The sequence below is a fragment of the Saccharothrix sabaoui genome, from assembly GCF_051756985.1.
Classification (GTDB): domain Bacteria; phylum Actinomycetota; class Actinomycetes; order Mycobacteriales; family Pseudonocardiaceae; genus Actinosynnema.
Map to the genome: position 1 here is coordinate 1 of NZ_JBPKJK010000201.1, position 14,465 is coordinate 14,465.

Here is a 14,465-nt window from a genome sequence, read left to right on the forward strand (position 1 = left end):
ACCGGCGGGTCGCCGCGCCACCACGGGAGCCCGGTGGTCTCGGCGACCCACGTGCCGCAGAGGTAGGCGGCGGCGGTCAGCAGCAGGTGGGCCGACCGCCGCCGCCACGCCACCACGCCCAGCGCGAGCGCCACGGCCACCGCCAGCGCCACCACATCGTGGTCGACGGTCCCGGGGGACACCGCGTGGGCGTAGCTCGCCAACAGGTCCTCCGAGGTGACCGCGTAGAGCGTCACGGACCCCGACTCCGCCGCCGGCGGCGCGAGGCCGGACAGCGTCTGGGTGATCGAGCCCGGCGGGAAGACCGGGGCGGGCGGTTCGGGCGGGGACACCCGGCGCGCCCAGTCGTCGACGAGCCGCCAGGCCGCCAGCGCCGCGCCCGCCACCAGCGGCGGGAACCACGCGCCCGGTCGGGTGGCGCGCCGCTCGGACCCGGCCAGCACCACACCCGCGAGCACCAGAACCAGCGCCACCGGCTGCCACAGCGCGCCGAGCAGCCCCGCGACGACCACCGCGTGCCACGGTCGGGGCCGGGTGGCCAGGGCGTGCGCGACGACCGCGCCGGCGGCGAGCACCAGCTCCGGGTTCACCCGCAGGTACTGCACCGCCGCCAGGTAGGCGACCGCCGACAGCCCCAGCGCCGCGTCGCGCGTCCGCCACGCCCGGAGCCCCAGGCCAATCGCCAGCGCCAGGCCGGCCAGGTACCGGATCACCTCGACCACGGGAGCCGCCTCCCCGGCACGGCCGTCGTGACCGCGACGACGCCGAGCGCGAGCAGCACCATTAGGGCCACGTGGTCGAGGTCGCCGTCGAGCAGGTCGTTGCCGAACACGGCCGCGTAGTGGTGCGGCTCGATCTCCAGGGGACCCTCGTGGGCCCGGGAGACGACGTACGCGCCCGGTCGCGGCCGGTGCGCCCAGCCGTGCACCAGCCGTCCCGCGAGCAGCGCAGCGCCGGCGACCAGCGGCACGGACCAGACCGCCGGGTGGACCCGCCGGTGTTCCGCGTCGAGCGGCCCGACCACCGCCGTCGGTCCCGCGACGGCGTCGCGCGTCCGCCACGTCCACACCACGAGGCCGACCGCCAGGCCCGCGCCGACCAGGAACCGGATCACCTCGAACACCGGCACCACCCCCCAAGGGCGCACACCCTAACGAGGTGGGACCGGCGGGCGGTCAGGGGCGCGTCAGGTCCGGGTGGGCGGCCCAGAACGCGTCGTCCAGGCGGCGCACCGCGTCGCGCAGGTCGCCGGGGTAGAGGTCGCCCTCGGCGAGCGGGTCGTCGCGCAGCACCTCCAGCGCGCGCGGCACCAGCCACCGCAGGCCCACCTGCTGACCGATCAGGACGCGCAGGTCCTCGGTCCCCAGCTCCGCGACCGGCTTGCGCCGCAACCGGTGCACCGCGCCGACCAGGTGGGTGGCGTCGGCGGGCGGGTCGCCCCAGTCGACGCCCTCCAGCTGCTCCAGGGTGCTCATCGCGCCTCGGCGAGCGCGGCGTCGAGCACGTCGCGCCAGCGCCGGGCCACCTCGCGCGGCATCTCCAGGTCGACCTCGATCGGGCCGAACACGGTTACCCGCGCCACGTCCTCGTCGTGGTCGACGGTGCACGTCACCTGGTGCGTGTCGTCCAGGCTGAGCCAGGTCGAGCCCCGGACCGGTTTCGTCGTCGTGCTCGCGGTCATGTCGTGCCTCCCGTTGCGAGTTGGTGCCACACAACGTATCTACGCACGTAAAAGTGCACATCTACACAGTCGGGTGACTTTACGCAGCGGAATTGCCCACTAGCCTTCGATTTCCGACGGAAGGTGGGACATGGTCCAGCGCCGCGTGCAGACCGAGCACGTCCAGATCGCCGCGACCCTGCGCCGGATGCGGGAGCAGGCCGGGGTGAGCCGCGAGGGGGCCGCCGTCCTGCTGGGCTGCACCATCTCCAAGATCGGCGACCTGGAGACGGGGCGCTCCAAGCCCAAGCCGGTCGAGCTGGAACGCCTGCTCGACCACTTCGGCGTGACCGGGGACGAGCGGGCCGAGCTGATCGAGTTCGCCCGCACCTCGCGCGGACGCCGGCCACCCGGCCCGTACACGGCGGCCACCGTACCCAACAACCACCGCCGGATCGTGGACCTGGAGGCGCAGGCGGTGTCCTCGCTCTGCTACTCCGGCGAACTCGTCCCCGGCATCCTCCAGGTCGAGCCCTACGCCAAAGCGCTGCTCGACTGGTCCTGGCAGGGCAAGGAGGCGGCGAAGCTGCTCGCCCTGCGCATGGAGCGCGGCAAGCTGTTGACCCGGACCCACCGGCCGCCGTTGCGCTACTGGTGCATCCTCGGCGAAGGGGCGCTGCACACCGTGGTGGGCGACAGGGCCGTGATGCGGCAGCAGATCGAGCACCTGATCGCCCTCAACACCACCACCGGGAACGTCACGATCCAGGTGATGCCCTACGACGGCGGTCCGCACGCCTTCCGGGGTGTGCTCGCCACCCTGCACCGGTTCCCGCCGCCCGCACCGGACATCCTGCTGACCGACAGCTACGGCCGGGAGACGATCCAGGACCGCCCGCAAGTGGTGGAACGCGCCACCCACCACCTGGACCTGATGAAGGGCATGGCATTGAGCAGAGAGGCGAGCACCGAAATACTCGGTGCATGCCTCTGAAGACGGACGAATGGTTCCTGCCCCGGCGGACCACCAACAGCGGTACGTGCGTGGAGACGAAGTTCACCGGGGACGCGGTCGAGGTGCGCAACAACCTGCGGCCGGACGCGGGCACGGCGGTGTTCACGCACGAGGAGTGGGCGGTGTTCGTGGCGGGCGTCAAGGACGGCGACTACGACGTCTGACCGCACGGCACGGGCCGCCCACCTCGTCGTGGACGGCCCGTGCGCGGCGGCGGTCAGATCTTGCCGGTGCCCGACCCCGCGGTGACGAGCGCCTTCACGTTCGCCGCCGGGTCGACGGTGTACTGGTAGTAGGTGCGCGGGTCCTGCACGGAACCGCCCACCACCGGGGCACCGGACTCGCCGGTGAACAGGTTGTCCTTCTGCACGATGTTGCCCTTCGGACCCGCGTAGCTGGTCGTCATGGGCTCCTCGACGTCGTCGAAGTGGTTGCCCTCGACCCAGCAGCCGGACTGCGCCTGGCAGGCCACGCCGACGTCGCTGTTGTCGAAGAAGTAGTTGTTGAACACGTGGACGGGGTTGCCGAACCGCACGCGCGGGTTGCGCTGCGGGGTCTTGTCGAACCAGTTGTGGTGGTAGGTGACCTTCAGGTAGCCGATGTCCTGGGCGCCGTTGGAGTCGTCGTGGCCCAGCAGCATGTTCTTGGTGTGGTGGTGCGTGTGGTTCCACGACACGGTCACGTAGCTCGACCCGCGCTTGATGTCGATCAGGCCGTCGTAGCCGGCCGACAGGTCGTTGTGGTCGATCCAGATGTGGTGGCTGAACATCTGCACGTTGATCGAGTCGTCGCTCGCGCCCTTGAACACCATGTTGCGGACGATGACGTTGTGCACGGCGTTCGCCGGGGGAGTGGTGACGCTGCTGACCGGCAGGCCGATGTTCAGGCCACCGCCGGTGATGCCCGACGCCGACCCCACGCCGATGATCGTCTTGTCGGACGACACGTCGTACATGCCGGCCGGCAGCGTGATGAGGCCCTGCACGCGGACCACGCGCGGCCCGTCGGCCTTGATGTTGGCGATGAAGTCGGCGGCGGTGGTGACGGTGACCTCCGGGCCGCCCGCGCCGCCCGTGGTGCCGTTCTGGCCCAGGGCGTTGACCGACGCGAAGCCGACCGGGCCGCCGGTGGGCGGCGCGGTGTCGTCGTTCGTCCGCGCGGTGATCGTCGCCGACGGGGCGGAGCTGTTCCCGGCCGCGTCCCGCGCCACCACGTGGAAGGTGTACGACGTGTTCGGGCTCAGGCCGGTGGCGGTGAAGCCGGGCGTGGTTGACGTGCCGACCTGCGCGCCGCCGCGGTACACGGTGTAGCCCGCGACGCCGACGTTGTCCGTGGACGCGGTCCAGGCCAGCGTGACGCTGCTCGCGGACACGGCGCTCGCCAGGAGGCCGCCGGGGGAGCTGGGCGCGGTGGTGTCCGGGGTCGGCGGGGTGAGCTTGCCGACGCCCGCGCCGGCCGTGACGGAGGCGGGCACGGAGTTCGGGTCGTCCACCGAGTACTGGTAGTAGGTGCGCGGCTCGACGACCGTGCCGGCGGACTGGGGCGCGCCCGAGTTCACGAACACGTTGTTGCGCTGCACCAGGCGACCCGGGTCCGACTCGAAGATCTGGGTCTTCGTCGGCGCGGCGACGTTGTCGAAGTAGTTGCCCTCGACCAGCACGCCCGCGTCCATCGCGGTGGCCGCGCCGTAGGAATCGGTGCCCTGGATGTTGCGGTAGTAGTTGTTGAACACGTGGACGGGGTCGGCGAACCGGACGCGCGGGTTGCGCTCGGCGGTGCCGTCGAAGAAGTTGTGGTGGTAGGTGATGCGCAGCTTCCCGCGGTCCTGGCTGCCGTTGCCGTCGGAGTGCCCGACGAGCGAGTTCTTCGTCTGGTCGTGGAACTTGTTCCAGGAAACCGTGACGTAGTCCGAGCCGCGCTTCACGTCGAGCGCGCCGTCCGCCGCGCCCGAGATGTCGTTGTGGTCGACCCACACGTGGTGCGCGCCGTCGGTGATGTTGATCGCGTCGTCGCCCGCGCCGGTGAAGGTCAGGTTGCGGATGATGACGTTGCTGGTGCCGTCGACGTCCAGGCCGCCGCCGGTGATCCGGCCGGCGGTGCCGACACCGACGATGGTCTTGTTCGAGGCGACGTCCTGCATGCCGCTCAACGGGATCGTGCCGTTGACCTGGATGGTCAGCGGGGCGGTGCTCTTGACGGCGGTGATGAAGGCCGACGCGCTGCCGACCGTCACGGTCGCGCCGCCCGCGCCACCGGTGGTCCCGTTCTGGCCGAGGGCGTTGACCGACGCGAAGCCGATCGGCGACGCCTCCGCGGCGGCGGCGGGCGTGGTCGCGGTGATGGCCGTGGTGATACCGCCGATGAGCGTCGCGGCAATCGCTAACGCGGGTGTTCTCCTCACGAAGTCCTCCGTTGGACCTGGGCCGACCTCGTCGTCGGCTGTACGTGGGTTGGGCACGCTGGCGGCGATGTCGCCACTTTCAGGGGGTCGGTTCGCGGATGTCAACCAAATTCACAACCGTGGACCTGTTCGACAGTTTCGACAGTTTTCGACGGTTTGTTCGACGGCGTTTCACGTATGTGTCCGGAAAAGCATTCCGGGTCGCCGGGAAAATGGCCGCCGAATGGTCGCAGAAGTTCGTCCGGGGCCTGCGCTCCCGGTTCGGGCGCTGAAACGCGGCAGGGGCCGCCCACCCGGAGGTGGACGGCCCCTGCGCTCCCGGTCCGGACTAGCTGCGGACCATCTTGCGGAGCACGTACTGCATGATGCCGCCGTTGCGGTAGTAGTCCGCCTCGCCGGGGGTGTCGATGCGGACGACCGCGTCGAACTCGACCTTCGAGCCGTCCTGCTTCGCGGCGGTCACGTGCACGGTGCGCGGCGTGTCGCCGTCGTTGAGCGCGGTGATGCCGGTGAAGTCGAACGTCTCCGTGCCGTCCAGGCCGAGCGACGAGGCGGTCTCGCCGTTCGGGAACTGGAGGGGCAGCACGCCCATGCCGATGAGGTTGGAGCGGTGGATGCGCTCGAACGACTCGGCGATGACGGCGCGCACGCCCAGCAGCGAGGTGCCCTTCGCGGCCCAGTCGCGCGACGAGCCGGAGCCGTACTCCTTGCCCGCCAGCACGACCAGCGGCACACCGGCCTCCGCGTAGGCGACCGACGCGTCGTAGATCGTGGTCTGCGGCGCGCCCTCCGCCAGGAAGTCGCGGGTGAAGCCGCCCTGCACGCCCTGGCCGCCGTTCTCGTCGGCGAGCAGCAGGTTGCGCAGCCGGATGTTGGCGAACGTGCCGCGGATCATGACCTCGTGGTTGCCGCGCCGCGAGCCGTAGGAGTTGAAGTCCTTGCGCTCCACGCCGTGCTCGGTGAGGTACTTGCCCGCGGGCGAGTCGGCCTTGATGGCGCCGGCCGGGGAGATGTGGTCCGTGGTCACCGAGTCGCCCAGCAGCGCGAGCACGCGCGCGCCGCCGATCTCGGTCACCGGGGACGGCTCCATCCGCATGCCCTCGAAGTACGGGGGCTTCCGCACGTAGGTGGAGTCCTCGGCCCACTCGAACGTCTTGCCGGTCGGCGTGGGCAGCGACTGCCAGCGCTGGTCGCCCGCGAACACGTCGGCGTAGCCCTTGGTGAAGCCCTCCGGGGAGATCGACGCGGCGACGACCTCGGAGACCTCCTGCGGCGACGGCCAGATGTCGGCCAGGTACACCGGCTCGCCGTTCTGGTCGGTGCCCAGCGGCTCGGTGGTGATGTCCTTGTCCATCGAGCCGGCCAGCGCGTACGCCACCACGAGCGGCGGGGACGCGAGGTAGTTCATCTTGATGTCGGGGTTGATCCGGCCCTCGAAGTTCCGGTTGCCGGACAGCACCGACACGGCGGCCAGGTCGCCGTGGTTGATGCCCGCGGAGATCTCCTCCTGCAGCGGGCCGGAGTTGCCGATGCACGTGGTGCAGCCGTAGCCGACCAGGTGGAAGCCCAGCTTCTCCAGGTACGGCAGCAGGCCCGCGCGCTCGTAGTAGTCCATGACGACCTTGGAGCCCGGCGCCAGGGTGGTCTTCACCCACGGCTTGCGCTCCAGGCCCTTCTCCACGGCCTTCTTCGCGAGCAGCGCCGCGCCGATCATCACCGACGGGTTCGACGTGTTGGTGCACGAGGTGATCGCGGCGATGGCGACCGCGCCGTGGTCCAGCTCGAACTCGGCGCCGTCCAGGCTCACCTTGACCGGGTTGGACGGGCGGCCCTCGGCGCCCTCGGCCGCGGTGTGCACCACGCGCGGCGCGCCGCCGTTGTCGCCGTCGGCGGGGGAGATCGGGTCGCTGGCCGGGAACGTCTCCTCGACGGCCTCGTCCACGCTGGACTCGGAGGTCTGCTCGGTGTTCGACACGTACGCGCCGAGCGCCTCGCGGAACGCCGTCTTGGCGGCGACCAGCTCGATGCGGTCCTGCGGGCGCTTCGGGCCGGCGATCGACGGCACGACCGTCGACAGGTCCAGCTCCAGCGACTCCGAGTACACCGGCTCGACGGCCGGGTCGTGCCACAGGCCCTGCTCCTTGGCGTACGCCTCGACCAGCGCCAGCTGCTCGGCCGAGCGGCCGGTCAGCTTCAGGTAGTCGATGGTCTCGCCGTCGATCGGGAAGATCGCGCAGGTCGAGCCGAACTCCGGGCTCATGTTGCCGATGGTGGCGCGGTTGGCCAGCGGCACCGCGCCGACGCCCGAGCCGTAGAACTCGACGAACTTGCCGACCACGCCGTGCTTGCGCAGCATCTCGGTGATCGTCAGCACCAGGTCGGTGGCGGTGGCGCCCGCGGGCAGCTCGCCGTGCAGCTTGAAGCCGACCACGCGCGGGATCAGCATCGACACGGGCTGGCCGAGCATCGCGGCCTCGGCCTCGATGCCGCCGACGCCCCAGCCGAGCACGCCGATGCCGTTGACCATCGTGGTGTGGCTGTCGGTGCCCACCAGGGTGTCCGGGTACGCCTGGCCGTTGCGGACCATGACGACGCGGGCCAGGTGCTCGATGTTCACCTGGTGCACGATGCCGGTGCCCGGGGGGACGACCTTGAACTCGTCGAACGCGGTCTGGCCCCAGCGCAGGAACTGGTAGCGCTCCCTGTTGCGCTCGTACTCCAGGTCGACGTTCAGCTCGAACGCGTCCGGGCGGCCGAAGATGTCGGCGATCACCGAGTGGTCGATGACCAGCTCGGCGGGGGCGAGGGGGTTGACCTTCGTCGGGTCGCCGCCCAGCTGCGTGACGGCCTCGCGCATGGTGGCCAGGTCGACCACGCAGGGCACGCCGGTGAAGTCCTGCATCACCACGCGGGCGGGGGTGAACTGGATCTCCGTGTTCGGCTCGGCCGACGGGTCCCAGCTGCCGAGGGCCCGCACGTGGTCGGCGGTGATGTTCGCCCCGTCCTCGGTGCGGAGCAGGTTCTCCAGCAGGATCTTCAAGCTGTACGGCAGGCGCTCCGCGCCCTCGACGGCGCTCAGCCGGAACACCTCGTACGAGGCGTCGCCGACGGTGAGCGTGCCGCGGGCGCCGAAGCTGTCCTTGCTCGCTGGTGCAGTCACTGGAACTCCATCTGGTGACATCTGGTGACGCGCAAAGTCGGTTGGGAACTGCTTGTTCGGAACTGCTGCCGAGTCTCCCGCACCTGTCGGCGCGGTGCCCTCCTACCCCAAACAGTACGCTTGTCCTGTATGCGGCTTCAACCCGGCCCCACCCCGGTCCGGGCATCATCACACCCGTGGTGCGTCTTGATCGAATCGGCAAGCGCTACGGGCGCGGGCCGTGGGTGCTGCGCGACTTCACGCTGGACGTCGGCCCCGGCGAGGTGGTCGCGCTGCGCGGCGGGAACGGGTCGGGCAAGTCCACCGCGCTGCGCGTCGCGGCCGGGGTGACCGCCCCGTCGGCCGGGCGCGTCGAGCGCGGCCCGTCGGTCGGGTACGTGCCCGAGCGCTTCCCCACCGGGGTGCGGCTCTCCGCCCGCGACTACCTGCGCCACCTGGCCGCCGTGCGCGGCGTGCCGGTGCGCCGGGACCTGCTGGACGACCTGGGGTTCGTCGGCGACCCGGACGCGCCGCTGGCCACCCTGTCCAAGGGCAACGCGCAGAAGGTCGCGCTGGCCCAGGCCCTGCACGCCGCCGACCTGCTGGTCCTCGACGAGCCGTGGTCCGGCCTCGACGCGGCGGCGGGCGCGGTGCTGGGGGAGCTGGTGGCCTCCTCCGGGGCGGCCGTCGTGCTCACCGACCACCACGGGCACGTCGTGCCCGGGATGCGCGAGGTGTCCCTGGGCGCGGTGCGCGCGGGCGCGGTGGTGATCGAACTGGACCGGGTCGGCGAGTCGTTCCCGCTGATCAGCGGCTTGGAGGGGGTGTCGGTGGCCCAGGCGGTCGGCGGTGGCGCGCGGGTCGAGGTGCGGTCCGGGTACAGCGACGGCGTCCTCGCCGAGGCGCTGCGGCTGGGCTGCTCGGTGCGGAGCGTGCGGTCGTGATCGCGCTGGTGCGGTACCTGCTCGCCGACGTGCTGCGGACCCAGCGCTGGCTGCCCCCGCTGCTGCTGTTCGCGGCCGTCCTCGGGATGCTCTACGCCTCCGACGCCGGCCCGCCGCTGCCCGCGTACGCCGGGACGTGCGTGCTGGTCCACCCGGTGTCGGTGTGGCTGACCGTGGTCGTCGCGAGCGCCGAGGACCCGGTGCGGCGCTCGGTCACCGTCGTCGCGGCCGGCGGCTGGGCCCGCGTGCAGGCCGCCGTGGCGGTGCTGGCCTCGCTGGCCGCCCTGGCCGTGGCCACCGTCGCCGCGCTGGTCCCGGTGCTCACCCAACCCCGGCCCTACCCGCCGTCGACCGTGCTCGCCGGGTTCGCGGCGCTCGCGGTGTGCGCGCTGGCCGGCGTCGGCCTGGGCCTGCTGTGCGCGCGGCCGGTGATCGGCCAGGCCGGCTGGTCCGTGCTCGCGGCGACCGCCCTCGTCGTGCTCGTGCTCCTGTTCGGCCGCACCCCGCCCGTGGGCAACGTGCTGTGGTCGCTCTCCCACCAGGACGGCGTCGTGGGCGCCCTCGCGCTCTCCGGCGTGGTCGCCGCGCTGCTCGTGGTGGCCGCGACCTGGCTCGGCACGGCGCTCGGCCCCCGCCGCGGGTAGTCCGCGACGGGGGCCGAGAGGTCCCGCGTGGTGTTACTTGACCGCCTTGATCAGCTCGTCCAGGTCCTTCGGCTCCAGGCCGCGCATCAGCGTCAGGAAGATCTCGCTGTAGGTGCGGAACGGGCTGACGTACCACTTGCCGTCCACCTCGGTGGCGACCACGCCGACGCCGTCCTTGAGCACCTGCGCGCCGACCCGGCCGATGACGTCGATCGCCGCGGCGGGGATGTCGCGACCGCCCTGCTGCTCCACCAGCTGCGTGATCTCGTCCGCGCACAGCCGCTGCGTCTCGCCCTCGGCCTTGGCCGTGTAGCAGTCGCCGTCGCGGGTGATCTCGCCCTGCTCGCCGTTGACCTCCAGCACGAGCCTGCGGACCGTCACCTGCACGCCGCCGGTGACGTCCTTCGTGTCCGTCTCCAGGTCGATCAGCTTCGCGCCGCTCGCGGCCGTCCGACCCACCTGGTCGAGGAGGACCGGGCCGACGTCCTGGAGCACGCCCATCTCGTCCGGCGGCAGCAGGGCGATGACACCCTCCAGGTCACCGTCGAGCGCCTTCTCCACGAGCTGCTTCGCGGCGTCGCCGGCCGAACCGGCGCCGGCGGGCGCGATGCCCTTGGCGGGCCACTTCAGGTCCTCCTCCTCCAGCGCGGCGTGCGCGATGGTGTAGAAGAGGCTCGGGTACCAGTCGTCCCCGACCTTGATGGTGGCGATGCCGATCGGCTTGCCCTTGCGGTCGGCCTTCACCTTCGCGAAGTCCAGCGTCTCGGTCTGCGGCGCGGCCCGGTCCAGCTCCGCGCCGAGCGCGTCGACCAGCTTGTCGGTCAACGGGATCTGCTTGACGTCCGAGGTGATCGTGATCCTGCCCTCGACCACCTTGTTGATCGTCAGGTGGTCGTTGACCTTCTCCGCGGCGGCGTCGTCGAACTTGATGCCCTCGCTCTTGATCTCGACGCCGCTGACCTTGTTGGGGTCGGCTTCCTTCTTCAGGATCTCCAGCCGCTTGGCCTCGCTGACCGTGGCCTCGGTGTAGTCCTTGCTCAGCGCCGCCTCGGCGGGCGCCAGGCCGTTCATGATGCCCAGCACGTCACCGCTGCCCAGCGCGCTGAGCAGGTTGTTCGCCGCGGTGGAGGGGCTCTCCGAGCCCGCCGCGACGTCGTCGGAGCTGCGCAGCGCCCACACCGTGCCGACCGTGCCCGCGGCGAGCACGAGGACGGCGACGATCGCGGTCACGACCAGGCCGGTGCGCTTCTTCTTCGGCGGCTCGGCGCCGTAGCCGACCGGCGGCTGCCCGTAGGGCTGCTGCTGGCCGTAGGGCTGCTGCGGGAAGCCCTGCTGGGGGAAACCCTGCTGCGGGAAACCCTGCTGGGGCTGCTGGAACCCCTGCGGGCCGGTCTGCGGGTACCCGGGCTGCTGCTGCGGGTAGCCGCCCTGCGGGTAGCCGGGCTGCTGGGGCTGGCCGTAGGGGTTGTTCTGCGGCGGCCACTCGCCGCCGCCGCCACCTGGGTGGGTCACGGAGATCCTCCTGGACTGCTGTTCGCTGTGCGGGTTTTCGCGGTGAGCACGGTGATCGCCCCCGCGATCCCCAGCACGGCACCACCGAGGCTCACCACCGGTCCCGTCGAGCTGATCCCGACCAGTGCCGCCCCGTCGCCCCCTTGGACGGCGGCGAGAGCCGCCACCGTTCCCGTGATGGTGCCAAAAATCAGCGCGAGACAAGCACCGATTCGGGGAAAGCGCATCACCCACAGGGCCATCGCGCACACCGCCAGGGGGATCAAACCCACCCACAGCCCCCGCACCACCTCGCCCGGCACACCGTCCAACCCGGCGAAACCACGGAGCGCGAGCACCTCGTAACTCGTCCTGTCGACCGTCCCGGAGCGCAGCCACGGCAGGAACGTCCCCACCACGGCTGTGATCAACCCGACAGACCCGAGCCCGACACCCGTCCACGTCCTGCGCACCGCGCCATGCTCGCAGGCGTGTGGGACGGTGGTGGCATGGGTGCACGGGACGTGATGGCCGTCGCGCGGCGGATCACCGTGCTCACCGGCGCGGGCGTGTCGTTCCCGTCGGGCGTGGCGCGGTTCTCCTTCAGCGCCTCGGCCTACCTCGCCTCGGCGGCGGCGCGGCGCTCGGCGTGGCGGTCCTGGCTGGATGATCCGATGTGGACCGCCCGACCCAACGCCGCCCACCTCGCGCTGGCGGAGCTGGAGCGCGCCGGGCGGGTGCGGTCGCTGCTGACGCAGAACGTCGACGGGCTGCACCGGAGGGCCGGGTCGGCGGAGGTGCTGGAGCTGCACGGGTCGATGGCGCGCGTGGTGTGCGTGTCGTGCGGCGCCGGCGCGCCCGTGGAGGAGGCCCTGGCGCAGGTGCGCGCGGGCGCGGCCACCCCGGTGTGCGCGGTGTGCGGCGGCGTGCCGCGACCGGCGGTGGTGGCGTTCGGCGAGCCGGTGCCCGACCCCGTGCTGCGCGCGGCGAGGGCCGCCGCGCTGGACTGCGACGCGCTGCTCGCGGTCGGCACGTCGCTGACCGTGTCGCCCGCCTCGGACCTGGTCGCGCTCGCGGCGCGGGCGGGCGCGGCCGTGGTGGTGGTCAACCCCGGGCCCACGCCGTGCGACGACCTGGCGGCGGCCGTGGTGCGCGCGCCGGCCGAGGAGGCGCTGCCGGAGCTGGTGGCCGTGCCGGTGACCGCCACCGGGCCGGTGCGCACGTGGGGCGACCCGAGCACCTGGTGACCGCCGGCCCGCCCGGCGGGGCCCCGGCGCGGACACGCGAAGCGGTGGGCGCGCGGGACCGTCCCGCGGCCTAGCCGGCCCGCGGAACGGCCCATAAGGTCGGTTCGCATGCGCGTACCCCTGACCGTCGCCGACTTCCTCCACCGGGCGGAGCAGGTCTTCGCCGGGACCACCGCCGTCGTCGACGAGCCCGACCAGCCCGCGCCGCCCGTGCCGGCCACGACCTACGGCGCGTTCGCCGACCGCGTCCGCGCCTGGCAGGCCGGGTTCGACGCGCTCGGCGTCGGCGAGGGCGAGCGGGTGGCCGTGGTCAGCCACAACTCGGCCCGGCTGCTCGAACTGCTGCACGCCGTCCCGGCGTCCGGGCGCGTCTGCGTGCCCGTCAACTTCCGCCTGCGGCCCGACGAGGTGTCCTACATCGTCGGGCACAGCGGCGCGTCGGTGCTGCTCGTCGACCCCGAGCTGGACCTGCCCGGCGTCACCGCCCGGCACCGGTTCACCCTCGGCGAGGAGTCCGAGGCGCTGATGCGCTTCGACGCCGAGCCCCGGCCGTGGGGCGCGCCCGACGAGGACGCCACCGCGACGATCAACTACACCTCCGGCACCACGGCCCGCCCCAAGGGCGTGCGGATGACCCACCGCAACACCTGGCTCAACGCCGTCACGTTCGCCCTGCACGCCCGCGTGTGGGAGCGCGACGTGTACCTGCACGTGCTGCCGATGTTCCACTGCAACGGCTGGGGGATGCCGTTCGGCCTGGCCGGGCTCGGCGTGCCGCAGGTCGTGCTGCGCAAGGTCGACGGCACCGAGATCCTGCGGCGGGTCCGCGACCACGGCGTCACCCTCATGTGCGGCGCGCCCGCCGTGTGGAACGCGGTCCTCGACGCCGCCCGGGACTGGGACGGCGAGGTCCCGGGCCGCGGCCGGGTGCGGATCGTCTGCGCCGGCGCGCCGCCGCCCAGCCGCACCATCGCGCGCGTCGCCGAGGAGCTGGGCTGGGAGTTCCTCCAGCTGTACGGCCTGACCGAGACCTCGCCCCTGCTCACCTTCAACCGCACCCGACCGGGTGATGACGACCTGGCCCCGGAGGAGCGCGCCCGCAAGCTGTCGCGGGCCGGCGCGCCCGGCCTCGGCGTGCGGCTGCGGATCTCGGAGAGCGGTGAGGTGCTGGCCCGCGGGAACGTCGTCATGGACGGCTACTGGGACAACCCGGGGGCGACCGCCGAGGCGCTGGACGGCGGCTGGTTCCACACCGGCGACGGCGGAGCGCTCGACGACGAGGGCCACCTCACGATCTCCGACCGCAAGAAGGACGTGATCATCACCGGCGGCGAGAACGTGTCGTCCATCGAGGTCGAGGACGCCCTGTTCAGCCACCCCGCCGTGGCCGAGGCGGCGGTCGTCGGCGTGCCGCACGAGAAGTGGGGCGAGACGATCAAGGCGCTGGTCGTGACCGCCGAGGGGGCGGAGGTCACCGAGGCCGAGCTGATCGCCCACTGCAAGGCGCGGCTGGCCGGGTACAAGGCGCCGACGTCGGTGGAGTTCCGCGACGCCATCCCGCGCACCGCGACCGGCAAGGTGCAGAAGTTCAAGCTGCGCGAGCCCTACTGGGCGGACCGGGAGCGCGGGGTGAACTGATGTCGCGCCCGCGAAACCCGTGTGACCCGTGTGGCTGATGGTGCGCCCGGGTCGAGTGGTGGCGACGCGGCGGTGGTGGCATCGTTCCGGCACGTGATCGCGTGCCGCCGTCCGGCGCAACGCGGTGAGCCGAACGGCGGGAGGCGGGTGTCGTGACTCGGTGGGTGGTCTTCGTCGTGCTCGTGGTGTCCGCGGTGCTCGCCCTGGTGGGGTCGGCGGTCGCCGTGCCGCCGCCACCGCCCAACCCGAGCGACGCGGAGATCGACGAGAGCAGGCGCGACGCCGA

General features: G+C 72.2%; 15 protein-coding genes. 7 read left to right on the forward strand and 8 right to left on the reverse strand.

Annotation, left to right across the window (positions count from 1 at the left end; translation table 11 throughout):
- The 4 genes from ACR807_RS37130 to ACR807_RS37145 all read right to left on the reverse strand — a co-directional run.
- The coding region (locus ACR807_RS37130; protein ID WP_438926193.1) for a hypothetical protein at nt 1–722 on the reverse strand (722 nt) is incomplete at its 3' end.
- Nucleotides 710–1,123 carry a hypothetical protein gene (locus tag ACR807_RS37135; protein WP_438926194.1) on the reverse strand — a complete coding sequence of 138 codons (414 nt, stop codon included), beginning with the start codon at nt 1,121–1,123 and terminating at the stop codon, nt 710–712. The genes ACR807_RS37130 and ACR807_RS37135, both read right to left, overlap by 13 nt.
- A 52-nt stretch (nt 1,124–1,175) precedes the next feature.
- Nucleotides 1,176–1,475: a contact-dependent growth inhibition system immunity protein gene (locus ACR807_RS37140; protein ID WP_438926195.1), complete on the reverse strand. Its 300-nt coding sequence runs from the start codon at nt 1,473–1,475 to the stop codon at nt 1,176–1,178.
- A complete protein-coding gene (locus ACR807_RS37145) occupies nt 1,472–1,681 on the reverse strand; it encodes a hypothetical protein (RefSeq protein WP_438926196.1) in 210 nt (69 codons plus the stop codon). Before ACR807_RS37145 ends, ACR807_RS37140 begins: the two co-directional genes overlap by 4 nt.
- Nucleotides 1,682–1,811: 130 nt before the next feature.
- Between ACR807_RS37145 and ACR807_RS37150 the strand changes: the two genes are divergently transcribed.
- Both ACR807_RS37150 and ACR807_RS37155 read left to right on the forward strand, forming a co-directional pair.
- The gene (locus tag ACR807_RS37150) at nt 1,812–2,654 is read left to right on the forward strand and encodes a helix-turn-helix domain-containing protein (protein ID WP_438926197.1); all 843 of its coding nucleotides are present in this window, start codon (nt 1,812–1,814) and stop codon (nt 2,652–2,654) included.
- Complete coding sequence (locus ACR807_RS37155; protein ID WP_438926198.1) at nt 2,645–2,839, forward strand: DUF397 domain-containing protein; 195 nt, start codon at nt 2,645–2,647, stop codon at nt 2,837–2,839. The genes ACR807_RS37150 and ACR807_RS37155 overlap by 10 nt, the downstream gene beginning before the upstream one ends.
- 53 nt (nt 2,840–2,892) lie before the next feature.
- On the opposite strand, the gene ACR807_RS37160 is transcribed toward ACR807_RS37155, so the two are convergent.
- A complete protein-coding gene (locus ACR807_RS37160) occupies nt 2,893–5,076 on the reverse strand; it encodes a pectate lyase family protein (RefSeq protein WP_438926199.1) in 2,184 nt (727 codons plus the stop codon).
- Nucleotides 5,077–5,195: 119 nt separating this feature from the next.
- Here ACR807_RS37160 and ACR807_RS37165 point away from each other — a divergent pair, with 119 nt between their 5' ends.
- Nucleotides 5,196–5,348, forward strand: a complete 153-nt coding sequence (locus tag ACR807_RS37165; RefSeq protein WP_438926200.1) for a hypothetical protein — start codon at nt 5,196–5,198, stop codon at nt 5,346–5,348.
- Between the two features lie 56 nt (nt 5,349–5,404).
- On the opposite strand, the gene ACR807_RS37170 is transcribed toward ACR807_RS37165, so the two are convergent.
- On the reverse strand, nt 5,405–8,236 hold the full coding sequence (locus tag ACR807_RS37170) for an aconitate hydratase (protein WP_438926201.1): 2,832 nt from the start codon (nt 8,234–8,236) through the stop codon (nt 5,405–5,407).
- A gap of 179 nt (nt 8,237–8,415) precedes the next feature.
- On the opposite strand from ACR807_RS37170, the gene ACR807_RS37175 reads away from it, so the two are divergent.
- A complete protein-coding gene (locus ACR807_RS37175; protein ID WP_438926202.1) occupies nt 8,416–9,159 on the forward strand; it encodes an ABC transporter ATP-binding protein in 744 nt (247 codons plus the stop codon).
- A complete protein-coding gene (locus tag ACR807_RS37180; protein WP_438926203.1) occupies nt 9,156–9,803 on the forward strand; it encodes a hypothetical protein in 648 nt (215 codons plus the stop codon). The genes ACR807_RS37175 and ACR807_RS37180 overlap by 4 nt, the downstream gene beginning before the upstream one ends.
- Nucleotides 9,804–9,836: 33 nt before the next feature.
- On the opposite strand, the gene ACR807_RS37185 is transcribed toward ACR807_RS37180, so the two are convergent.
- Nucleotides 9,837–11,315, reverse strand: a complete 1,479-nt coding sequence (locus ACR807_RS37185) for a flagellar basal body protein FliL (RefSeq protein ID WP_438926204.1) — start codon at nt 11,313–11,315, stop codon at nt 9,837–9,839.
- Entirely contained in the window at nt 11,312–11,626 is a 315-nt protein-coding gene (locus ACR807_RS37190; RefSeq protein ID WP_438926205.1) for a hypothetical protein, read from the reverse strand. Before ACR807_RS37190 ends, ACR807_RS37185 begins: the two co-directional genes overlap by 4 nt.
- 177 nt (nt 11,627–11,803) lie before the next feature.
- Here ACR807_RS37190 and ACR807_RS37195 point away from each other — a divergent pair, with 177 nt between their 5' ends.
- Together ACR807_RS37195 and ACR807_RS37200 are read left to right on the forward strand one after the other, a co-directional pair.
- Nucleotides 11,804–12,541, forward strand: a complete 738-nt coding sequence (locus tag ACR807_RS37195) for a Sir2 family NAD-dependent protein deacetylase (RefSeq protein WP_438926206.1) — start codon at nt 11,804–11,806, stop codon at nt 12,539–12,541.
- A gap of 108 nt (nt 12,542–12,649) precedes the next feature.
- Nucleotides 12,650–14,179 (forward strand): AMP-binding protein, encoded by a 1,530-nt coding sequence (locus tag ACR807_RS37200; protein WP_438926207.1) that lies wholly within the window; start codon nt 12,650–12,652, stop codon nt 14,177–14,179.
- Nucleotides 14,180–14,465 lie beyond the last annotated feature (286 nt).